Origin of the sequence: Streptomyces sp. TS71-3 (assembly GCF_018327685.1) — a bacterium.
GTDB lineage: Bacteria > Actinomycetota > Actinomycetes > Streptomycetales > Streptomycetaceae > Streptomyces.
The window spans coordinates 5,651,038-5,672,705 of the sequence record NZ_BNEL01000001.1 but is presented as its reverse complement, the minus strand read 5'-3'; the positions used below and the strand labels follow the sequence as shown (position 1 = coordinate 5,672,705).

Genomic DNA, 21,668 nt, shown 5'->3' with positions numbered 1-21,668 from the left:
CCCAGCACCGCACCTCGCCGCGTTGTCGGAGTCATCCGAGTACGCCCCGTACGAGGACGATCCTCCGCCTTGCGATGCACGGCACCAGACACCGCAGGCTGATCCACGAAGATCCGCCGGACACGACCTAGGTTGTGTCCGGCGGACACGGCCCAGGGCCTCTCGGCCTCCGGCATCGCGCGGGGACGGGAACACGCCGCAGTCACGTGGCGCGTCTGCAGCGGCCTCCCGGTGTACGGAGTAGCCCATGGGAAGGTCCCGCCCGGTGCGGCGGGCCGCACGTGTCCCCTACGCCCGGCCGTCCGCGCAGGGGCCCACGCGCGGCGGTGCCGCGGCGGCCAGGGCCTCCAGGGCCGGCAGCGCGTCGTGCAGCCGGCGTGCGTGGTCGGGACGCAGGCGCGCGATCTCGTTGGCGAGCTTGCCCGCGTGCTCCTTGCGCACCGCGTCGAGCAGCGCGCGCCCCTCGTGGCCGAGGCTGACCAGGCTGGCGCGCTGGTCCACCGGGTCGGGCCGGCGCTCGGTCCAGCCGAGCCCTTCCAGGAGGTCGATCATGCGGGAGGCCGTGGACAGTGCGATGCCCATGCGCCCGGCGAGATCGCTGATGCGCAGCGGCCCGGCGTCCCCGAGCGCCGCCAGGGCCGCCAGCCGGCTCGGGGTGAGGTCGCTGTGCACGCTCTGAGCGCGCAGCAGCGGCAGGAGGTGCTGGATCGCGGCACGCAGCCGTGCGGCCAGCTCGGCGGCGGCGTCGGAATCTGTGGCGTTGCCCACATCGGGAGCGTAGCGGGCCCCGCCGGGGTTGCCGGCACCCGGGGCGCCGTCCGTCTCGCGAGCTCCGGCAGCCTCGTCGGCACCGGCACCGGCACCGTCGGACCGGGCCGTTCCGGCCGTCCCCCGTGCCGTCGCGCGGTTCGCGGGCATGCGGGCGGGCATCAGGTGCGCCCCGGACGGCTGTCCGCGGAGTGCTGCGCGGGCGGTTCGGGCTCGGTGCCGCCCGCGTCCGGGGTGGCCGGGGCCGCGGCGGACGGGGTCGCGGACGTCCGGCTCCCGCGGTCGTCGTGGTAGTACCGCCCGCCGCGCAGCAGCGAGGCGAATCCTGCGACGAGGCAGCAGGCGATGGCGAACCCGAAGGCGACGGAGAGGCCGTCGGCGAACGGTCCGGAGATGAGCTGGGGGAAGAACTGGCGGCCCGTCAGGTACGAGGCGTGCCCGGCGGGCAGGTGGCTCAGGACGTGCGGGCCCAGCAGGGTCCTGATCGGGTTGTAGCCGAGGAGCGAGGCGAAGAGCACGCCCACCGGCGGCAGCGCCGCGATCTTGTCGGCGTCGGCGGTGGGCACGCCCTGCGCTGTCAGGCCGCTGCTGAGCGCGTGCGGCAGCGAGCCGGCCAGGCCGGTGATCATAAGCGAGAAGAAGATGCCGATGGACAGCACCATGGCGGAGTTCTGGAACGTGGTGCTGATGCCCGCGCCGACACCGCGCTGGTCCGGGGGCAGGCTGTTCATGATGGCGGCGCGGTTCGGCGACGCGAACAGGCCCATGCCGATGCCGTTGAGCAGCAGGATCAGGGCGAACCAGACGTAGGAGAAGTCCACCGGCAGGACTTCCAGCCCGACGAAGGTGGCGGCCGCCAGCGCCATGCCGCCGGTGGCGAAGGTACGGGCGCCGAACCGGTCCGAGAGCCAGCCGGACAGCGGGCCCGCCACCAGGAAGCCGACCGTCAGCGGCAGCATGTAGATGCCCGCCCAGAGGGGGGTCTGGGCGAAGCTGTAGCCGTGCCGGGGCAGCCAGATGCCCTGCAACCAGATGATCAGGACGAACATCAGCCCGCCGCGGCCCAGCGAGGCGAGCAGTCCCGCGAGGTTCCCCGCCGTGAAGGCCCGAATCCGGAACAGGCCCAGGTGGAACATCGGCGACTCGACCTTGGTCTCGATCACGCAGAAGACGGCGAGCACGGCCAGGCCGCCGATCATGGCCGCGAGGACGAGCGGGTTGGTCCAGCCCATGCTGTGCCCCGCGTACGGCTGGATCCCGTAGGTGATGCCGGTGAGCACGGCGACCAGCCCGATCGCGAAGGTGATGTTGCCCCACCAGTCGAGCCGTGCGGGGGTGCGCAGGCCGGTGTCGCGCAGGCGCATGTACGCCCAGATGGTGCCGAAGACGCCGAACGGCACGGACACCAGGAAGACCAGGCGCCAGTCGACCGGTCCCAGCAGGCCGCCGAGCACCAGGCCCACGAACGATCCGGCGATGCCCGCGACCTGGTTGAGCCCCAGCGCGAGGCCGCGCTGGCGGGCGGGGAACGCGTCGGTCAGGATCGCGCTGGAGTTGGCCATCAGCATCGCCCCGCCGACACCCTGCAGGACACGCATGGCGATCAGCCACATCGCGGCGCCCGTGCCCGTCATCCAGGTCACGGAGAGCAGCACCGAGAACACGGTGAAGACGGCGAAGCCCAGGTTGTACATCCGGGTCCTGCCGTAGATGTCGCCGAGCCTGCCGAAGCTGACCACGAGGACGGCCGTGACCACGAGGTAGCTCATGATCAGCCAGAGCAGCAGGCTGGTGTTGCCGGGCTCCAGCGGGTCGACGCCGATGCCCCGGAAGATGTCCGGGAGGGCGATCAGCATGATCGACTGGTTGATCGTGGCGATCAGCACACCGAGGGTCGTGTTGGACAGGGCGATCCACTTGTACCCCGGCCCGGCTGGTGCGGGTGGTGTCCCCGCCTTCCTCACCTCAGCAGCCTGTGCCACCCGGAACCACTCCCACCGCGGTCGACGACTCCGCATTTCACTTGCATGACGTCAACTAATTTAATACGGCCATCGGGCTGCGAGCCAGGCGAGGGGGCGCGCTGCTCCGCCCGGCCCCTCGGCGAGGGGCCGGGCGGAGCGAGGGGACGGGCGGAGCGAGGGGACGGGCGGGTCCGCGGACGCTGGTGCCGCCCCGGACCGCGAAGGGCTCGGCCCGCCGCAGCCCTGGGACAGGCCGTGCCCCGGATCAGTGGACGCCGTAGGAGGTGACGCTCAGGGTGCTGACGCCGGTGCTCTCGCACCCCCGAAGCCCCGTGGCCGGCACGACCACGGACGCCTTCTGGCCGGGCGGGTAGACGCGGACGCCGGTGGCGTCGGTCACATGGCACGTGTCGTCCCCGTACACGCCGGGATCGACGATGCGCAGCGTGACCTGCTCGCGCTGGCCCGGCTTCATCACCACCCGGCCGCTGGCCTGGGAGCCGTCCCGGTCGGCGGGCTTGCCGATCTGGTGGCCCTGGGCGTCGACGAAGGAGACACCGGGGAAGCCGAACAGGGAGCACGGCGTGCTCGCGTTGTTGGTGACCCGCAGCGGCCGGTACTGCGAGCCGGCCGCCCCCTCCCCCGCGCCCAGGGCGATCGTGAGGTCGGAGGTCCTGCAGGTGGCCGGGGACTGCGCGGTCCTGGTGTCCGCCCTCGGCGGCGGCGCCGTCTTCGCCGGCTGGCCTCCGGCGGCGGGTGCGGAGTCGTCCGGGATGCCGGAGGCCGTCGGACCGCCGCCGGCCTCGGTGTGGCCGGTGGCCGGGCTGGAGGCCGAGGCGTCGTCGGGACGCACCGCGACGGTCGTCGTCGGCGAGTCGTTGGTCATGTTCACCGCGACGGCGGCCGCCGCGATGCAGCCCGCGGCGCCGAGGCCGGTCCAGAGCATGCGGGCCCTGCGCCGGCCCCTGGCCCGCCCCCGGATCTCGTCGAAGCTGCCGGGCGGCGGGGTCAGCGGGGTGGTCTGCCCGCGGAACACCTCGGCGAGCTCGGAGGGCTCCCGGTCACCGTCGCGGTAGCGATCGTCATGTCGTCGTTTCATGAAGTCCTCGCAGTTCTGCTCTCAGCATCTGTCGTGCGTCGTGGAGGTCGCTCTTCACCGTTCCGGGGCGGCGGTGCAGGGTGGTGGCGATCTCGGCGATCGTCAGCCCCGCGTAGTAGTGCAGGAGGACGGGCACCCGCAGCCGTTCGGGCAACCCCTGGACCAGGTGCTTGATCACCATTCCCCGGTCCGCGGCGGGCGCGGGCTCGGTGGCCTCCCTGGTCAGCTTGCGCAGTGCCTGTCGTTCCCGGTCGGTCCGCCGCCAGTGCTGTTTGACCAGGTTGGAGGCGATGGAGTAGAGGTACGGCACGGGCGCGTCGACCGTCCCCCAGCGCGACCAGAGCCGGGTGAACGCCTCGGCGGCGATCTCGTGGGCCGTCTCGTTGGAGCGCACCAGGCTCCGGCACCAGCCGGCCAGCCTGGGGTAGACCGCCGCGAACAGCTCCGCGGCGGCCGCCTCGCGGGCATGGCCTGCTCGTCGTCCGCCCGCAGGGCGTGACGCTGTGTCGTGCACGGCGTCCATCCGCATCCCGCCGATCCGGTCTCGAAGGGTTCCAGGTGTGCCGCCGTGGTGCGGGGCACGGTCGAGCATGGTGCGCGCGCCGCGGCTGCGGCCCGCTGCCGCGGTGCGTGTCACCCTTTTGAGAGCCTGTCAGGGGCCATGCGGTTGTAAAGAAATCACCAAGTCCCGTTCATGGCGAAGGAAATGCGCCACGCCACGGACGTGATCAAGGCCGAGAAGGCCCCGTCCGGGCACGCGGTGGTGAACGGACGCCGAAACGCAGGTGTAGCCGACCGGACCGGGGGCAGGCGCACGGCTGCAGGGGTGACAGAGTGACCGCCCGACTGGTCATCGGGCGCGTTCACTACCCGTCGGCCGGCCGTACCCGCCGTGGGACACGGGTACGGCCGGCCGCCTCATGCCGGACGGGACACGCTCCGGGGCGCGTTGCCCGTTTCGGGCCATTGCCGCAGGGGCGCCCAGAGTGTCTGCGCCGAGCCGTTCGGCCGGTGCGGTAGTCGTCGGTAGTCAGGTCCGATTGCTACCGGAGGCAGCCGATGACACCGCGCCCGTCCCGTCTCAAGGCTCGCAAGACGTGGCTGGGCACCGGTGTGGTGCTGGTGCTGCTCGGGCTGAACGCACCCGCGGTGATCGGCTTCGCGGAGGAGGAGTACCACCAGTACGCGATCAACCGGCCCGCGTACAAGGCGGCGCGCGGCCACTGGGCGCTGGCCTCGATGCCGAAGACGTACCAACTCAACTCGATCCACGCGGTACTGCTGCACACCGGGAAGGTGCTGCTGGTGGCGGGGTCCGGCAACGACATCAAGCACTTCCACGGCGGGAGCTTCCGCAGCACCCTGTGGGATCCGGTGAAGAACACCTTCCGGAAGATCGACACGCCGGACGACATGTTCTGCGCGGGGCAGGTCCAGCTTGCGGACGGCAAGATCCTGGTGGCGGGCGGCACCGGCCGATACGAGACGCTGAAGGGCGACGTGAAGCGGGCCGGCGGCCCGATGCTGGTCAAGAACGAGGATCCCGACCGGGCCAGGGTACTGCCGAAGGGGACCGTCTTCCGCTCGCCCTCCGGCATGGCGTACCGCACCCAGGTCGCCGTCCGGATCCCGCCCGCGACCAAGGCCGTCAGGGGGCGCACGGGCGCGGTCACCGTCACCGCCAGCGAGTCCCGCGTCTACGTGGAGGCCACCGAGGACGGCCCCCGGGGCATCACCAACACCACCGAGCAGTACTCGATCGGCGGCCTCAAGGGCAGGTCGTCCCGCAACGTCTACGGCATTGCCAACAAACTCGGCCTCGACAAGAAGGACTTCCAGGGCATCAGGGACGCCTACGAGTTCGACCCGGTCACCGAGAAGTACGAGCGGGTCGCCCCGATGCGCGAGGCCCGCTGGTACCCGTCGCTGACCACGCTCAGCGACGGCCGCGTCCTGGCCGTCTCCGGCCTGGACGACATCGGCCAGGTGGTGCCCGGCAAGAACGAGATCTACGACCCGTGGACCAAGACCTGGTCGGCCGCGCCGACCAGGTTCTTCCCCACGTACCCCTCCTTCTTCCTGACGGGCCGTGACACGATCTTCTACACGGGCTCCAACGCCGGATACGGACCCGCGGACGTGGGCCGCAGGCCCGGCCTGTGGAACCTGGCCGACAACGCGTTCACACCGGTGAAGGGCCTCAGCCACCCGGACATCATGGAGACGTCGTCCTCCGTGCTGCTGCCGCCCGCCCAGGACCGGCGGGTGATGGTGCTCGGCGGCGGCGGCGTCGGCGAGTCGTCGAAGGCGACGGCGCGCACGGCGATCATCGACCTCAGGTCGAGCACCCCCGCCTTCCGGGACGGGCCCTCGCTGCCGGTGAAGACCCGCTACCTGAACAGCGTGATCATGCCGGACGACACGGTCTTCACCACGGGCGGCAGCCGGGACTACCGGGGGCGGGGCGCCAGCAACATCCTCGGGGCGCAGTTCTACGACCCGGTGCGCAACCGCTTCACCACCGCGGCGGCGCCGACCGTGGGCCGCGACTACCACACGGAGGCGCTGCTACTGCCGGACGGGCGTGTGGCGGTGTTCGGCTCCGACCCGCTCTTCTCGGACAGGGCCAACACCCGGCTCGGCCGGTTCGAGCAGCGCGTGGAGGTCTACTCACCGCCGTACCTGTACCACGGCCACCGGCCCCGGCTGGCCCTCGACGGCGGGCAGCGGGTGGAGCGCGGGGGACGGCTCGTCCTGCGCAGCCCCGACGCGGGGGACGTCGCCACGGTGCGGCTGATGCGGCCCGGGTCCGCGACGCACGTCACCGACTTCGACCAGCGGTCCATCGCCCTCCGCGTGCAGCGCGGTGCCGGGCGGCTGACCGCGGCGATTCCCGAGGACCGCTCCCTGGTGCCGTCCGGCTGGTACATGGTCTTCGCCACCGGCAAGCAGGGCACGCCCTCGAAGGCGGTCTGGGTGCACGTCATCTGACGGCGGGGGCCCCTTGCACCTCGCCCGGACCCGCGGCCGAGCGGCGCACCAGCACCATGGCCACGTCATCGTGCGGGGGCCCGCCGGCGTACCGGACCAGGTCCGCGCGGAGTTCCTCAAGGCCGTGCTGCGCGTCCCGCGCCATAAGGAGCGCGGCGCGCTGGGCGAGCGGGTAGAAGGCGCCGCTCGCATCGCGGGCCTCGGTGACGCCGTCGGTGTAGAACAGCACCTGGTCGCCGGGCGCGAAGGCGACCCGGTACGGCGTCGGCGGCATACCGCCCACGCCCCTCAGGCCGAGCGGGGTGGCGTGGGCGGGCGGCTCGGGGAGCTCGACGCGGCCGTCCTCGCGCACCACCATGGGCGCCGGGCGGCCGGGACGCCGCCATACGCCCGCGCTCCCCTGCACACCCCTGACGTGGTACTCCGTTCGGCCGGGCCCGTCCGGGGGACAGTGCCCCTGAGCGGCCCAAGCCGATCTGCGAAGCAGGCCGGTTCTTCCTACGGTGGCTGAATGGCCCTCAGATCACGCCCGTGCCGGCGGACCGCCCGCGCGGCCGCCCTCGCCGCCAGCGCGCTTCTGCTGCTGCCCGGCCCGGCCGCCTCGGCCCTCGCCCGCTCGTCCCACCCCACCGAGCCCGACCCGCCCCGGCCCAGGCCCGCGCCCCCGCAGACGCTGCTGGACCGGCCCGGCACGCAGGTGCGCCGGATGGCGGGGGCGCCCGCCCTGCCGGAGAGCGTCTCGTCGACATCGTGGCTGGTCGCGGATGCCGTCAGCGGCGAGGTGCTGGCCGCGCACGGCGCCCACCGCAAGCTGCCGCCGGCCAGCACGCTGAAGTCCCTGTTCGCGCTGACGGTGCTGCCGCAGCTCAAGGCCACCACCCGGCACAGGGTCACCCAGAAGGACCTGCTGGGCGTCGGGGAGGGCAGCAGCCTGGTCGGGGTGGAGCCGGGGCAGACGTACCGGGTGGACGACCTGTGGCGCGGGGTGTTCCTGCGCTCCGGCAACGACGCCGTGCACGTGCTGTCGTCCATGGTCGGCGGGGAGCGGGCGGCGGTGCGGCAGATGCAGGCGAAGGCGGTGGAGCTGGGCGCGCGGGACACGCACGTGGTCACGCCGGACGGCTACGACGAGCGCGGGCAGGTCTCGTCGGCCTACGACCTCGCGGTGTTCGGCAGGGCCGGCCTCGCCGACCGGCAGTTCGCACGCTACTGCTCGACGGGGTTCGCGCGGTTCCCCGACAGGAAGGGCTCGTTCAGCATCCAGAACACCAACCGGCTGCTCACCGGCGCGGACGGCGTGGGCCACTACCAGGGCCTCATCGGCGTCAAGAACGGCTACACCACCAACGCGGGGAACACCCTGATCGCCGCCGCCCACCGCGGCTCGCGCACCATCCTGGTGACGGTGATGCATCCGGAGTCCGGCGAGGGGCACGCCGTGTACAGCGAGGCGCGCTCCCTGCTGAACTGGGGCTTCGCGGCGGCCGGGGAGGTGCGGCCGGTGGGCTCGCTGGGGAAGCTGCCGCAGCACCAGGCGCCGCACCGGGTGGTGCGGGCCAGGGCGCAGCATCCCGTTCTGGCGGCAAAGCCCCTGTTCAGCCTGGGCACGCTGATCTCGGCGGGGGCGGCGGCGGTGCTGATGGCGGGCTGGGGCTGGCTGGCGCTGCGGCCGCGGAGCCGCTCGTCCTCCTGAGCGCCGGACGCGGGTGGCCGCCCGGCCCCGGCACCGCGGAGCGGGTGCCGGGGCCGGGCGGGCACCTCAGGCGTGGTCCATGAGCTGGTCGACGCCCCGCGCGCGGGCGCAGTGCGCACAGCAGAAGAACCGTCCGTCCGCCGACTCCAGGCCGTGGCCGAGGATCCGGCACTGGCAGTTGTCGCAGATGGGGGCCATCTTCTGGGCGGCGCACTCGATGCTGTCGAAGGTGTGGACGGCTCCGGCGGCGTGCACCTCGAACGCCATCTCGTAGTCGTTGCGGCAGACCTCGCAGACGGCCATGAAGGGTCAGCTCCTCTTGCAGTGCGGGCACGGCTCGGGCGCCCAGGGACGGTGTTCCGGACGGTAATCCGCGGCGGGTGCGGGGCGCCGGGCGGCGGCCCGCTCCGGGGTCCGTCCGGCCTACCGAGTCCACCCCGGCGGGGGTGCCCGGCAGCACTCCCCCGGCGCTGCCGGTGCGGTCCTCGGGGGCGCTCGGGGCCGGCGGTGCGTCCGCCTGGGCGCCCGGCACCTCAGCCGCAGCGGCCGGGTGCGCCGGCGGCACAGCGGTCGCGGGCGCCCGAGTGACCGGTTATTCGTGGACGTAGGAGCACCGATCCCGCCGCCGGCGCGGGCCCCGACGGGCGCGGCGCGCGGCGGCCCCGAGGAGGCCCGCCACCATGGAGAACGATCAGCGCAGGCAGATCTACCTGAAGCAGACGGGACGCCGGGAGCTGACGCCCCGCCAGCGCCGCCGGGTGTGGAAGAAGGGCCGGCACAGCACGAGGTGAACCCCCTGCGGCCGGTCGTGCCACGGTCCACGGTCCACCGTCGGTAGCCGACACGGCACCGCGGCGGGATCACCCGCGCGGCGCCGCGGGGAGGGGCCGCACGCGCGACAGCGTGCCGACCCGACCGGGCACCACCGCGACGGAACACCCATGCGGCACCGTGCGACGGATCACCCGTGCGGTACCGCGCGACGGTCACCCGTGCGGCACCGCTCAGGCGCCGTTGCGGCACGGCGGGCCACGCCCGAGCCGGGAGAGCCGTGGAGCGCCGGGGGGGGACAGGTTTGCGTGGCTTTGTCCGCCGCCTGCTGGGTACCCGCCGGAAATCCCGGGGCGGAGCGCCCCCGGACCCCGGCGCCGGCGGTGGAGGAGGACCGAGACGGCCCAGTCGGCGAGATCATGACGGCCGAGTAGTCAGGAGATGCGCTCATGGACCACGACACCTTCGTCGGCCAGGTGCAGGCACGGGCCCGGCTGAGCAGCCGCGGCGCGGCGGAGACGGCCACCAGGGCGACCCTGGAGACCCTGGCCGAGCGCGTGCCCGCCCCGCTGGCCGACCACCTCGCGGCGCAGCTGCCCATGGAGATCGGCGAGCACCTGCGCAGGGTCGCCGCGGCTCCCGACCAGCCCGTCACAGGGATACGCATGAGCCGGCCGGAGTTCTTCGACCGGGTTTCCCAGCGGTCCGGGGCGGAGTACCCGAAGGCCGTGCACGAGGCGCGGTGCGTGGTGGAGGTGGTCGGCGAGGCCACCCAGGGCGCGCTGACGGACAAGGTCCGCAAGTCGATGGACGACGACCTCGCCGGTGTGCTGTTCGCCGGCAGCACGGGCAACACCTGAGGTGTGCGGTTGGCTACGCCCCGGCCCGCTCAGGGACGCGACGGGGCACGGCCCACCGCCAGGCGAGCCCACCGGCCGGGATCACGGCCGCCGTTCCCCCGTACCCGATGGCTGATGGCCGTGTCGCCCTGGTCATGATCTCGCCCCCGGGTTGTCGGTGAGGTAGGCGCGCACGATGTCGTCGAACGACGTCTCGGCGGCCAGGCCCAGCCCGTGCGCACGGGGGGTGCGGAACTCCGCGGGCCAGCTGCCCACGATCGAGCCGGCGGTGGCGTCCTCGGCCCAGTCGATCAGCTCGCTGGTGCCGCTGCCGGCGACGCGGTCGAGGGCGGCCGCCATCTCGCGGGGGGTGGTGGTGAGCGCGGGGAGGTTCATCGCCGTGCGGCTGCCCCAGGCCGTCTCGCCGGCCTCGGCTGCGCGCAGGATGCCGTCCAGGGTGCGCCGGGGCGAGGACAGCGCGATCGGGGTGTCGGGCGGTACGGGGCAGACGGCCCGCCGGCCGGCGAGCGGTTCGCGGATGATCCCGGAGAGGAAGCCCGACGCCGCCGCGTTGGGTCTGCCGGGCCGCACGGACACCGTCATCAGCCGCACGGAGCGGCCCCGGACGAAGCCCTTGCGCGTGTAGTCCGCGACCAGTTGCTCGCCGATGAACTTCTGGACGCCGTAGCTGGACTGCGGCCTCGGCAGGGTGTCGTCGTCTACGACGCCGATCGGCCCGAGCGCCGGATCGCTGCCGAACACGGCCAGCGAGCTGGAGAAGACGAGCACTGGGGGCACCCGGTGCCGCCGTGCGTACTCCAGCAGCGCGCGGGTCCCGTCGAGGTTGGTGTGCATGCCGAGGTCGAAGTCCGCCTCGGCGGCGCCGCTGACCACGCCGGCGAGGTGGAACACGGCCGATGCCTCGCCGAGTTCGGCGACGGCGGCCTCCAGCCCGCCGGAGACGGGCCGTACCCGCTCGTCCGCGGCGAGGTCGGCCGGCGGGGCGACCAGGTCGAGCAGGACCAGCTCGTCGACATCCGCTGGCCGCGCGCCGTCCAGGGCGATGGGCGACGCCAGCAGCCGGCGCGCGAGGAGCGAGCCGAGGAAGCCCGCGCCTCCGGTGATGACGACTCGTGTGCTCATCAGGGGACCATCCCTTCCCCGGCCCCGGTGGGCCGGTGGCGATGCGGCGGGGTCACGCGTGAGGTGCCGCCGGCGCGTGCCGTGCGGCGCGCGGGCCGGACGGGCCGCTCCGTCCGGGCGGCCGGCGGGCGGCGCGGGGAACTCATGCCTGCTCCAGGCGCTCGACCACGTCCGCCAGCGAGTCCCGGTCGCCGACGTTGCCGGCGAAGACCACGTACGGCAGTCCCACCGCGGGCCCGGCCACCGGCTCCCAGAGCGAGACGATCCCGGGCAGCAGCGAGCCGCGTGCCCACGCCCGGTCGATGCCCAGGGCGCCGGTGGCCACGTCCGACGAGGTGATGCCCCCCTTCGCCACGACGAACGCCGGGCGGCGCGCCGCGACGATCCGGCCGGCGGCCTGCGTGAGCGCGGCGCTCACCCGGCGCGCGATGCCGAGGCTGGCCGCCTCGTCGTCGCCCCTGACCAGGGTCCTGGAGGTGCTCAGCACGACGAGGCCGTCGCCGAGCGCCGCCGTGGCGGCCGCGACGGCAGCGCTGATGTGGTCCTCGGCGCGCTCGTCGTCGAGGACCGCCGGCACGTCCAGCTCCACCGCGGTGAAGGGGCGCCGTTCGGCGAGCCGGGCGAGCTGGCCGCTCGTCAGCCCCACATGGGATCCGACGACGAGGAGCCCGTGCGTGCCGGTCCGGGTCAGCGCCGCGAGCCACTCCGGTGCGAGCGGCGGGTGCGCCGCCTGGCCGACCCGGGCCCGGACGAAGGAGGGGCCGATCCGGTACACGAACGAGGCGCCGGACTCCTCCTCCGCGAGGATGGCGAGGACGGCCGCCCGCAGGTCGTCGTCCTCGACGGCGTCCAGCACGGCGACGCGCCCGCCGCGCACGCCTGCCAGGCGCTCGCGCAGGCTCTCGGTGGTGCCCCGGCGGATGGCGTCGATGGTCAGAGCGGTGACACGGTCGGCCGGGATGCGTCCCGCGCTCTTCTCGGCCACCCAGTCGGCGAGCCTCGACGACCGGAATCCGAAGGTGGCGTCCCGGGCGAACTCGCTGTCGGCCACCGGCACGAGCCCGTCGGGCGACCGCAGCCAGTGCACCCCGTCCACGGTCACCCGGCCCGCGTCGGTGTAGGCGGGGGCCAGCACGACCCCGTCGACTCTCCCTCCGCGGTCCGCGATCACCTCGCCGATCACGTCCGTCTCAAGGGGGAAGTGCCCGCGCAGGGTGGAGTCGCCGCGGCTCGCGAGGACCAGCCGCACCCCCTCCTCCTCGGCCGCCGCGAGGCAGGCCCCGACGACCTCGCGGTCGCGTTCCGCCGCCTGTTCCGGGGCGAGGCTTCGGGTGTTGGTGAGGACGAAGAAGCCGGCCGTGTCCTGCCGCAGCGCCCAGCGCACGTCCTCGACGCTCCAGCGCGTCAGCACCGGAAGGTCCCGCACGGTCTGCGTGCCGGTCGGGTCGTCGTCGAGGAACGCGACCCGCGCTGCCGTCCGGAGCGCCTGCCGCACCTGCTCCGCGGGCACCGCCCGGACACCGGGCAGCGCGTCGAGCCGCGCCGTGAAGCTCATGCGGGGCCTCCCGCGGCGAGCAGCGTCCGCATGCGGTGCGCGGCGAGTCCGTCCGTGACCGTCCTGACGGGACCCCGGAACGAGAGTCCCACCGGCAGGTCCTCGTACGGCAGCCCCTGGCGGGGGATCTCCTGGCTCATGGCCGGCATCCTCCCTCTGCCCCGACCACCTCGTCGAGGGTGGACTCCACCGGGCGGATGGCCGAACCGGCGCCCGGCCTCCTGGCGACGACGGCGGAGTCCCCGGCGTGTCCGGCAGCCTGTCCGGCGAGCCGCGCTCAGGCGCGAAGGCGGGCTGGGACCCCGCCGCCCGGTCAATCGCCGTTCGTGGGCCAGGGGTTCCGGGTCAGGCGCCGACGTAGGCCGCCAGGTGCTCCCCGGTGAGGGTGGGGCGGGTGGCGACGAGGTCGGCCGGGGTGCCCTCGAAGACGATCCGGCCCCCGTCGTGGCCGGCGCCGGGGCCGAGGTCGATGATCCAGTCGGCGTGCGCCATGACCGCCTGATGGTGCTCGACGACGATCACCGACTTGCCGGAGTCGACGAGCCGGTCCAGGAGGCCGAGCAGGTGCTCGACGTCGGCGAGGTGCAGGCCGGCGGTCGGCTCGTCGAGGACGTAGATGCCGCCGTCCTCGGCCATGTGCGTGGCCAGCTTGAGCCGCTGCCGCTCGCCGCCGGAGAGCGTGGTGAGCGGCTGGCCGAGGCGGAGGTAGCCGAGCCCGACGTCGGCGAGCCTGCCGAGGATGCGGTGCGCCGCCGGTGTGCGGGCCTCACCCGCGCCGAAGAACTCCTGGGCCTGCGCCACCGACATCGCCAGCACCTCGCTGATGTCGCGGCCGCCGAGGTGGTACTCCAGCACCGCCGCCTGGAACCGCTTGCCCTCGCACTCCTCGCAGGTGGTGGCGACGCCGGCCATCATCGCCAGATCCGTGTAGACCACGCCGGCGCCGTTGCAGGTGGGGCAGGCGCCCTCGGAGTTGGCGCTGAACAGCGCGGGCTTGACGCCGTTGGCCTTCGCGAAGGCCTTGCGGACCGGGTCGAGCAGCCCGGTGTAGGTCGCGGGGTTGCTCCGCCGGGAGCCGCGGATCGCGCCCTGGTCGACCGACACGACCCCCGCGCCGGCGGGGATCGACCCGTGCACCAGGGAGCTCTTGCCGGAGCCGGCGACGCCGGTGACCACGGTCAGCACGCCGAGCGGGATGTCGACGTCGACGTCGCGGAGGTTGTGCGCGCTCGCCCCGCGGATCTCCAGCGTGCCGGTGGGGGTGCGCACCGCGTCCTTGACGGCGGCCCGGTCGTCGAGGTGGCGGCCGGTGAGGGTGCCGGCGGCCCGCAGCCCCTCGACGGTGCCCTCGAAGCAGACGGTGCCGCCCTCCGTGCCGGCGCCGGGGCCGAGGTCGACGACGTGGTCGGCGATCGCCATCACCTCGGGCTTGTGCTCCACCACGAGCACGGTGTTGCCCTTGTCCCGCAGCCGCAGCAGCAGGTCGTTCATCCGCCGGATGTCGTGGGGGTGCAGGCCGGTGGTGGGCTCGTCGAAGACGTAGGTGACGTCGGTGAGCGACGAGCCGAGGTGCCGGATCATCTTGACGCGCTGCGCCTCGCCGCCGGAGAGCGTGCCCGCCGGGCGGTCGAGCGAGAGGTAGCCGAGCCCGATCTCGACGAACGAGTCGAGGGTCTGCCGGAGCGCGGTGAGCAGCGGGGCCACCGAGGGCTCGTCGTGGTCGCGGACCCATGCGGCCAGGTCGCTGATCTGCATCGCGCAGGCGTCGGCGATGCTGGTCCCGTCGATCTTCGAGGACCGGGCCGCCGCGCTGAGCCGCGTGCCGTCGCACTCCTCGCAGGTGGTGAAGGTGACCGCCCGGTCCACGAACTCCCGGATGTGCGGCTGCATCGCCTCCCGGTCCTTGGAGAGCATCGACTTCTGGATCCGCGGGAGAAGGCCCTCGTAGGTCATGTTGATGCCCGCGATCTTCATCCGGGTCGGCTCGCGGTGCAGGAAGTCGCGCAGTTCCTGCGCGGTGAACTCGCGGATCGGCCTGTCCGGGTCGAAGAAGCCCGACTCGGTGTAGAGCCGGTAGTTCCAGCCGCCGGGCTTGTAGCCGGGGACGGTGAGCGCGCCCTCGCCCAGTGACTTGCGCTCGTCGTAGAGCTGGGCGAGGTCGACGTCGGTGACCGTGCCCCGGCCCTCGCAGCGCGGGCACATGCCGCCGGTGACGGTGAATTCGCGGCGTTCCTTGACGGTCTGCCCGCCGCGCTCGAAGGTGACCGCGCCCGCGCCGCTGATCGAGGCGACGTTGAAGGAGAACGCCTTGGGCGAGCCGATGCCCGGCTTCCCGAGCCGGCTGAAGAGGATGCGCAGCATGGCGTTGGCGTCGGTGGCGGTGCCGACCGTGGAGCGTGGGTCGGCACCCAACCGCTGCTGGTCGACGGTGATCACGGTGGTCAGCCCGTCGAGGACGTCGGCCTCGGGCCGCGCCAGCGCCGGCATGAAGCCCTGCACGAAGGCGCTGTAGGTCTCGTTGATCAGCCGCTGCGACTCCGCCGCGATCGTGCCGAACACCAAAGAGCTCTTGCCCGAGCCGGAGACCCCGGTGAAGACCGTCAGCCGGCGCTTCGGGATCGCGATGCTGACGTCCTTGAGGTTGTTCTCCCGGGCGCCGTGCACGCGGATGAGGTCGTGGCTGTCGGCGACGTGCGGCGCGGGCTGCTCCGCGTCCGCCCTCGTGGCCATGCTCATCGTCTCTCCATCTCTCGGGCGGGCCGCCTTCGCGGCCGGCCGGCGTCACCTGGGTCGATCCGACCAGCTTCGAGAAGTTCGTCCGATTCCTCTCCGGCGGCTCCGTCGCGCAACGGTAACCGCCCTCCCGGCCGGCGGCGCCGGTCGGGTGCGCGCCCGGCCGGGGCCTCGGACCGGCCCGGTGGCCGCCGCGCCGGCTCCCGGCCGGGCCCCGCATGCGCTCCGCGACGCGATCGCCGGACGCTCAGCGGACCTCGTTGATGCGGATCATGTTGCCCGCGGGATCGCGGAAGGCACAGTCGCGGATGCCGTACGGCTGGTCGGTGGGCTCCTGGACGACCTCGGCGCCGCCGGCCCGCACCCGTGCGAAGGTGGCGTCGAGATCGGCGGTGGCCAGGATGACGCGGGCATAGGTGCCCTTGGCCATCATCTCCAGGACGGTGCGGCGCTCGTCGTCGCCGGTGCCGGGGTCGGCGACGGGCGGCTCCAGGACGATCGACGTGCCGGGCCGGCCGGCGGGGCCGACCGTGATCCAGCGCATCGCGCCCTTGCCGACGTCCAGGCGGACCTCGAAGCCCAGGATGTCGCGGTAGAAGGCCACGGACGCGTCGGGGTCGGTGTGCGGGAGGAAGCTCGAATGAATGGTGATGTCCATGGCCGTCACCCTAGGTACGGCCCGATGACCGGCGCTTCTCCATTCCTGACCGGTATGGGCCCGGCCGCGGGGTGCGCGGCTCGGCCGCTCTCCCGGCCCGCTCCGGCCTCGCTCTTCCCCGCTCGCGCCGCCCGTGGCCTTCCCCGGTCCGGGTCCCCGGCGCTGTGGGAGACTGGTGCGGTGAAACGGCAGGACCTCGACGGCCTCGTCCGGCTGCGGCGGGCGCGCGACCGGATGGACCGCGACTACGCGCAGCCGCTCGACGTGCCCGCTCTGGCACACGACGCGCTGATGTCCCCGGGCCACTTCTCCCGCAGCTTCCGCGCCGCCTTCGGCGAGTCGCCGTACAGCTACCTGATGACCCGGCGCATCGAGCGGGCCAAGGCGCTGCTGCGGCGCGGCGACCTGTCGGTGACCGAGGTCTGCTTCGCGGTGGGCTGTACGTCGCTGGGGTCCTTCAGCTCGCGCTTCACCCAGCTGGTGGGCGAGAGCCCGAGCGCCTACCGGGCCCGCAGCCATGATCACGGCGCCGCCATCCCGGCGTGCATCGCCAAGATCCACACGCGGCCGGTCAGGAACCCGCGGGCGGGTGCCGTCGCCCAGCCGTAGCGTGAGCGGCATGGACATCAGCCTTTCCACCTGCTTCATCGCCGTGGACGACCACGACAAGGCGATCGCCTTCTACCGCGACGTGCTCGGCCTTGAGGTGCGCAACGACGTCGGGTTCGAGGGGATGCGCTGGGTGACCGTCGGAGCACCCTCGCAGCCGGAGGTGAGCATCGTCCTCGAACCGCCCCTCGCCGACCCGAACGCCTCGCCGGACGACAGGCGGGCCATGGCGGAGCTGCTCGCCAAGGGCCTGCTGCGCGCCGTCATCTTCACCACGGACGACTGCGACGCCACGTTCCGGAGCATCAGCGCCGCGGGCGGCGAGGTGGTCCAGGAGCCCATGGACCAGCCCTACGGCGTCCGCGACTGCGCCTTCCGCGACCCCGCCGGCAACCTGTTGCGCTTCAACCAGCCCCGCGGGGCCTGAGCCCTCTCGGCGGAACGCCGGAGACGGCCGCCGGTGCCCATCAGGGCCCCGGCGGCCGCCCCCCAGCGGTCCGGGTCAGTCCTGGCGCGTGGCCTCGAACTTCGCGACCCATTCCGCGGTGCGGTCGAGATAGGCGGTCTCGGCCGCGGCACCGGTCTTGCCGTAGGCGCCGTCATAGGTCTGGTACCCGTGGCCCGCGGGCGGGTTCGCCGCCGCGGGCTCGATGACGCTGCCCTCGTGCCACTCGTTGAACGAGGTGACGGAGACCCAGGTGGGCGAGCCGCCGATGGCGGGGTCGAGGGCGTTCGACCACTCCAGGTCGTAGGTCGCGCCCTTGTCGCGGCCCACGGTCGGGGTGGTGTTGCCGGGCACCGCCCGGTCGTCGAGGTACCCGGGTGCCACCGACGGCGACCACACCAGGCCGTGCTGGCGAGCGTAGTCGCCGGCGTTCTTCCAGCCGGGCGCGGTGGCCCCGGCGATGCCGTCGTAGGTGTACAGGCCGTTGAAGTGGCTGATCTTGCTGGTGTCGGTGGTCTGGGCGAGCACGATGTTGCCGCCCGTCACCGCGTCCAGCGCCGACCAGTCGGTGATCTGGAGGCTGTCGAAGACGTAGAACGCGGGCCGGTTGCCGTGGTCCGCGGACCGGTAGAACGCCGGACTGCCGCCGTACGTGGCGTCGATGTACCGGATGTCGTCGGCCACGGAGGCGGCGGTGCGGCCCTGGTAGGGCTCGATGTGCCAGGCCACTTTGATGCCCTGGGCCTGGGCGGCGTCCAGGACGCGCCGGGCGAGGGTGTCCTCGTAACTGCCCCGGCCCCACCAGCTGTAGACGATGACCCCGGCGCCGGACTCCCGGACCCACTTCATGTGCTGGGCCACGGCTCCGTCCACGTCACCGGAGTCGTACGGGCCGAGCTTCGGGTAGAGGTCGGCGCCGATGTCCTCTGGCGGGGTGTGTCCGCCCTGCTGCCAGTGCCGCCAGTCTCCGTTCACCTCCGGTGTGCCGTACCACGGGTAGTAGAAGAGGTGGACGTCCGGCGAGGGTGTGCCGGGCTGCTGGGCGGTGGGCGGGGCGCAGTCAGCGGCGACCGCACCGGCCGCGTACTGGATGCCGCCGAGCAGCAGCGACCGGAAGGCGGCCTCGGAGTACGACTCCTGGGTGTGGCCGAGGCCCGTGTAGAACGACCGTCCCTTGCCCTGCGGGTGGCACCAGGTGATGGGGTGGTCGCCGTTCATGGTGCCGCCGCTGTAGCTGGACTCGTCCAGGCTCTGGAGCACGTGCACGTCGGCGCGCGGGTTCGTGCGGTAGTTGTACCACTCGTCGGTCCTGGTCCACCGGTCGTCCAGGCCGGCCGTGGCCGGGTGGTGGTGGTCCTCGGTGACCACGGTGGCCTGCTGCGGCGCCGGGTGCCCCTGGAACCAGGCGCCCATCAGCGCCCCGTAGAAGGGCCAGTCGTACTCGGTGTCGGCCGCGGCGTGCACGCCGACGTAGCCGCCGCCGTTCTCGACGTAGGCCTGGAAGGCGTTCTGCTGGGTGTCGTCGAGGACGTCGCCGGTGGTGCTCAGGAAGACGACGGCCTCGTACCGGGCGAGGTTGGCGGCGGTGAAGGCGGACGCGTCCTCGGTGGCCGTCACCGTGAAGCCGTCCGCCGCGCCGAGCTGGGTGATCGCCGTGATGCCGGCCGGGATGGAGTCGTGCCGGAACCCCGCGGTCTTCGAGAAGACCAGCACGTCGAAGCCGGCGTCGGGGTGGGGGTGCGGGCGGGCCTGCGCGCCGGGTGCCGCGAACATCGCCGCGAGCGCCAGGGCGGTGGCGCTGGCGACGCCGGCGGCGAGCCGGCGCAGGACGCCTCTGCCCGGGCCGCGGCGCCCGGTCTCGGTCGGGCGGGGCTCCGCCCGGCGTATGCGTGGTCGTCTCATGTCAGGAGCCGATCGTGAAGGAGTCGACGTCGAAGAGGTTGCCCTGTCCGGACGGGCCCTTGAAGACCAGGTAGAGGCTGGTCGTGTCCTCGGGGCCGCCACTCAGGTCGCCGCTGACGTCCTGGTAGTTCTCCCAGTCGCCGGTGGAGGGCACGGTCACGGTGCCGAGCAGGGTGCCCGTCTGGGAGCCGGCCCGCACCTCGATGGTGCCGCCGGGACCCGCGGAGGCGATGCGCGCGGTGAACGTCTTGGCGTTGCCCAGCGCGTAGGGCGTGAAGGAGATCCAGTCGCCGTTGTCGGTGAAGCCGACGGTGTTGCCGCCCTCGGCCGCCCCGTGGCCGGCGATCTGGATGCCGGACTGGGCGCTGAAGTGCTCGCCCTGCCGGTGCCTGGGCTGGAGCTTCCTGATGCTGTGCGTGGTCAGGCCGCCTGCGTCGGTGTACTCGGCGTCGAAGACACCGTAGAGGTTCGCGGCGCTGTCGTGCTCGCCGTCCGTCGGCAGCGGGAACGACCCGGTGCAGCCCGTCTTGGTGCTGATCTGGTGCGAGTGGCTGTCGTGGCCGAGCAGGTAGGTGACCTTCACCTTGCTGCAGTCGACCTGGCCGTCCTCGGGGTCGCTCGCCTGCACCGAGAAGGGCACGGTGTCACCGAAGCTGAAGAGCTGGCCGTCCACGGGGCTGGTCAGGCTCACCGTGGGGGCGGTGTTGCCCGCGGTGACGACGAGGCTCGCGGTGCCGGTCAGGCCCTCGGGGTCCCTGACGGTGAGCGTGGGGCTGAAGGTGCCGTTATCGGTGTACTGGTGGGTCGGGTTGGCCTGGGTGGAGGTCTGCCCGTCACCGAAGTCCCAGGAGTAGCTGAGCGCCTCGCCCTCCGGGTCCGCGCTGCCCGCGGAGGAGAAGTGCACGGTCAGCGGGGTCTTTCCGGAGGTGACGTCGGCGGCCGCCTTGGCGACCGGGCTGCGGTTGGTGCCCGCGATGTACTCGATGCGGTACAGGGCCTGGTTGCCGGAGCCGGTGCCGTAGTCGAGCACGTACAGCGCCCCGTCCGGGCCGAACGCCGAGTCCATCACCTGGGTTCCGGTCCACGGGAAGCTCTCGATCGTGCCCGGGGAGCCGTCGGAGTTGATCGTGATGGGCTTGATCCACTTGCGGCCGTACTCCTCGGCGAAGAACTTGCCGTCCAGCGACTGGGGGAACTTCACCGGGGAGTCGAGGTTCGCGTTGTAGTGGTAGACCGGGCCGCCCATCGGGGACTCGGAGCCGCCGCCGAACTCCGGCGGGGAGCCGGCGTCGCCGCCGTAGCGGATCCAGGCGGGCTGGGCCGGCGGCAGCTTCTGCTGGCCGGTGTTGTGGGGCGAGTTGTTGGTCGGACCGCCCGCGCAGTCGTACTTGGCGCCGGACGGGCCGCTCGGGAAGGTGTACTCGTTGTACGTCTCGTTGGAGGTGTTGGTGCCGGTGCAGTACGGCCAGCCGAAATTGCCCGCCTTGGTGATGCGGTCGAACTCCACCTGCCCGCCCGGGCCGCGGTCGGAGGCCGTGGTGCCCGCGTCGGGTCCGTAGTCGCCGAGGTAGACGATGTCGGTCGCCTTGTCGACCTGCATGCGGAACGGGTTGCGGAAGCCCATGGCGTAGATCTCGGGCCGGGTGTTCGCCGTCCCCTTGGCGAAGAGGTTGCCGGGAGGAATCGTGTAGCTGCCGTCCGCCTCCGGGTGGATGCGCAGCAGCTTGCCGCGCAGGTCGTTGGTGTTGCCCGCGGAGCGCTGGGCGTCGAACTGCGGGTTGCGGTCGCCGCGTTCGTCCAGCGGCGAGTAGCCCTGGGACTCGAACGGGTTGGTGTCGTCGCCCGTGGTCAGCAGGAGGTTGCCCTTGCTGTCGAAGTCGATGTCACCGCCGACGTGGCAGCACTGCCCCCGGTCGTTGCCGACCTCCAGGAGCACCTTCTCGCTCGCCGTGTCCAGCGTGCCGTCGCTCTTCAGCACGAACCGGGACAGGTTCAGGTGCCCCTTGAAAGGCTCGAAGTCCGCGGCCGAGCCGTTCACCGGGGCGTCGCCGTCCGGGGTGCTGAGCCGGGGCGAGTAGTACAGGTAGACGAAGCGGTTCTGGGCGAAGTTCGGGTCGGCCGCGACGCCCTGAAGCCCCTCCTCGTCGTGGCTGTAGACGTTCAGCTTCGCCGCCACCTTGGTGTTGCCGCCGGCGTCGGTGAGCCGCAGGGTGCCGTCCCTGGAGGTGTGCAGGACGGACCGGTCGGGCAGCACCGCAAGCGACATGGCCTCGCCCAGCTCGTCGGGGCCCACGGCGAGTTGCACCTGCTGGTAGTCGGCGGCGGGAATGTCCTGTGACGCGCCGCTGGCGGGGAGGGCGACCGCGGCCCCGCCAGCAATGATCATGGCGAGCGCCGTGATCAGTCTCCACCCTTTGCGGGGGTGTCGTGACATGAGCTTTTTCCTTCCTGACGTGCGTGGGGTGTCAGGCAAGGCGCGCGCCGGCCGCGCTTGCTCC

General features: G+C 72.9%; 18 protein-coding genes. 5 read left to right on the top strand and 13 right to left on the bottom strand.

Going from position 1 to position 21,668, the window contains the following annotated elements:
• Window positions 1–288: 288 nt before the first annotated feature.
• The 4 genes from Sm713_RS23220 to Sm713_RS23205 form a co-directional block, all read right to left on the bottom strand.
• A complete protein-coding gene (locus Sm713_RS23220) occupies window positions 289–918 on the bottom strand; it encodes a MarR family transcriptional regulator (protein ID WP_249416453.1) in 630 nt (209 codons plus the stop codon).
• Window positions 919–929: 11 nt separating this feature from the next.
• Entirely contained in the window at window positions 930–2,750 is a 1,821-nt protein-coding gene (locus Sm713_RS23215; protein WP_249416452.1) for an MFS transporter, read from the bottom strand.
• A gap of 247 nt (window positions 2,751–2,997) precedes the next feature.
• Window positions 2,998–3,831 carry a DUF4232 domain-containing protein gene (locus Sm713_RS23210; protein WP_212911475.1) on the bottom strand — a complete coding sequence of 278 codons (834 nt, stop codon included), beginning with the start codon at window positions 3,829–3,831 and terminating at the stop codon, window positions 2,998–3,000.
• Entirely contained in the window at window positions 3,815–4,354 is a 540-nt protein-coding gene (locus tag Sm713_RS23205) for an RNA polymerase sigma factor (protein WP_212912210.1), read from the bottom strand. Before Sm713_RS23205 ends, Sm713_RS23210 begins: the two co-directional genes overlap by 17 nt.
• A 536-nt stretch (window positions 4,355–4,890) precedes the next feature.
• Here Sm713_RS23205 and Sm713_RS23200 point away from each other — a divergent pair.
• Window positions 4,891–6,822: a galactose oxidase early set domain-containing protein gene (locus tag Sm713_RS23200; protein ID WP_212911474.1), complete on the top strand. Its 1,932-nt coding sequence runs from the start codon at window positions 4,891–4,893 to the stop codon at window positions 6,820–6,822.
• On the opposite strand, the gene Sm713_RS23195 is transcribed toward Sm713_RS23200, so the two are convergent.
• A complete protein-coding gene (locus Sm713_RS23195) occupies window positions 6,815–7,228 on the bottom strand; it encodes a PP2C family protein-serine/threonine phosphatase (RefSeq protein ID WP_308293173.1) in 414 nt (137 codons plus the stop codon). The genes Sm713_RS23200 and Sm713_RS23195 overlap by 8 nt on opposite strands.
• A gap of 105 nt (window positions 7,229–7,333) precedes the next feature.
• Between Sm713_RS23195 and Sm713_RS23190 the strand changes: the two genes are divergently transcribed.
• Window positions 7,334–8,515, top strand: a complete 1,182-nt coding sequence (locus tag Sm713_RS23190) for a D-alanyl-D-alanine carboxypeptidase family protein (protein ID WP_212911472.1) — start codon at window positions 7,334–7,336, stop codon at window positions 8,513–8,515.
• A 66-nt stretch (window positions 8,516–8,581) separates the two neighbouring features.
• Here Sm713_RS23190 and Sm713_RS23185 read toward each other — a convergent pair whose 3' ends face one another.
• On the bottom strand, window positions 8,582–8,818 hold the full coding sequence (locus Sm713_RS23185) for a hypothetical protein (RefSeq protein ID WP_212911471.1): 237 nt from the start codon (window positions 8,816–8,818) through the stop codon (window positions 8,582–8,584).
• Between the two features lie 917 nt (window positions 8,819–9,735).
• Between Sm713_RS23185 and Sm713_RS23180 the strand changes: the two genes are divergently transcribed.
• On the top strand, window positions 9,736–10,146 hold the full coding sequence (locus Sm713_RS23180) for a DUF2267 domain-containing protein (RefSeq protein WP_212911470.1): 411 nt from the start codon (window positions 9,736–9,738) through the stop codon (window positions 10,144–10,146).
• A 132-nt stretch (window positions 10,147–10,278) separates the two neighbouring features.
• On the opposite strand, the gene denD is transcribed toward Sm713_RS23180, so the two are convergent.
• From denD to Sm713_RS23155, 5 genes are all read right to left on the bottom strand, one after another.
• Complete coding sequence (gene denD / locus Sm713_RS23175) at window positions 10,279–11,268, bottom strand: D-erythronate dehydrogenase (RefSeq protein ID WP_212911469.1); 990 nt, start codon at window positions 11,266–11,268, stop codon at window positions 10,279–10,281.
• A 142-nt stretch (window positions 11,269–11,410) separates the two neighbouring features.
• The gene (locus Sm713_RS23170; protein WP_212911468.1) at window positions 11,411–12,823 is read right to left on the bottom strand and encodes a four-carbon acid sugar kinase family protein; all 1,413 of its coding nucleotides are present in this window, start codon (window positions 12,821–12,823) and stop codon (window positions 11,411–11,413) included.
• The gene (locus Sm713_RS23165) at window positions 12,820–12,963 is read right to left on the bottom strand and encodes a hypothetical protein (protein ID WP_212911467.1); all 144 of its coding nucleotides are present in this window, start codon (window positions 12,961–12,963) and stop codon (window positions 12,820–12,822) included. Before Sm713_RS23165 ends, Sm713_RS23170 begins: the two co-directional genes overlap by 4 nt.
• A gap of 205 nt (window positions 12,964–13,168) precedes the next feature.
• Window positions 13,169–15,559, bottom strand: a complete 2,391-nt coding sequence (locus tag Sm713_RS23160; protein ID WP_374196020.1) for an ATP-binding cassette domain-containing protein — start codon at window positions 15,557–15,559, stop codon at window positions 13,169–13,171.
• Between the two features lie 244 nt (window positions 15,560–15,803).
• Window positions 15,804–16,214 carry a VOC family protein gene (locus Sm713_RS23155; protein WP_212911466.1) on the bottom strand — a complete coding sequence of 137 codons (411 nt, stop codon included), beginning with the start codon at window positions 16,212–16,214 and terminating at the stop codon, window positions 15,804–15,806.
• 180 nt (window positions 16,215–16,394) lie between these two features.
• On the opposite strand from Sm713_RS23155, the gene Sm713_RS23150 reads away from it, so the two are divergent.
• Entirely contained in the window at window positions 16,395–16,823 is a 429-nt protein-coding gene (locus Sm713_RS23150) for a helix-turn-helix transcriptional regulator (protein WP_212911465.1), read from the top strand.
• A 10-nt stretch (window positions 16,824–16,833) separates the two neighbouring features.
• On the top strand, window positions 16,834–17,250 hold the full coding sequence (locus Sm713_RS23145) for a VOC family protein (RefSeq protein ID WP_212911464.1): 417 nt from the start codon (window positions 16,834–16,836) through the stop codon (window positions 17,248–17,250).
• Between the two features lie 75 nt (window positions 17,251–17,325).
• On the opposite strand, the gene Sm713_RS23140 is transcribed toward Sm713_RS23145, so the two are convergent.
• Both Sm713_RS23140 and Sm713_RS23135 read right to left on the bottom strand, forming a co-directional pair.
• A complete protein-coding gene (locus Sm713_RS23140) occupies window positions 17,326–19,041 on the bottom strand; it encodes a ThuA domain-containing protein (protein WP_249416661.1) in 1,716 nt (571 codons plus the stop codon).
• Window positions 19,042–19,171: 130 nt separating this feature from the next.
• Window positions 19,172–21,604 (bottom strand): PQQ-dependent sugar dehydrogenase, encoded by a 2,433-nt coding sequence (locus Sm713_RS23135; RefSeq protein ID WP_212911462.1) that lies wholly within the window; start codon window positions 21,602–21,604, stop codon window positions 19,172–19,174.
• Window positions 21,605–21,668 lie beyond the last annotated feature (64 nt).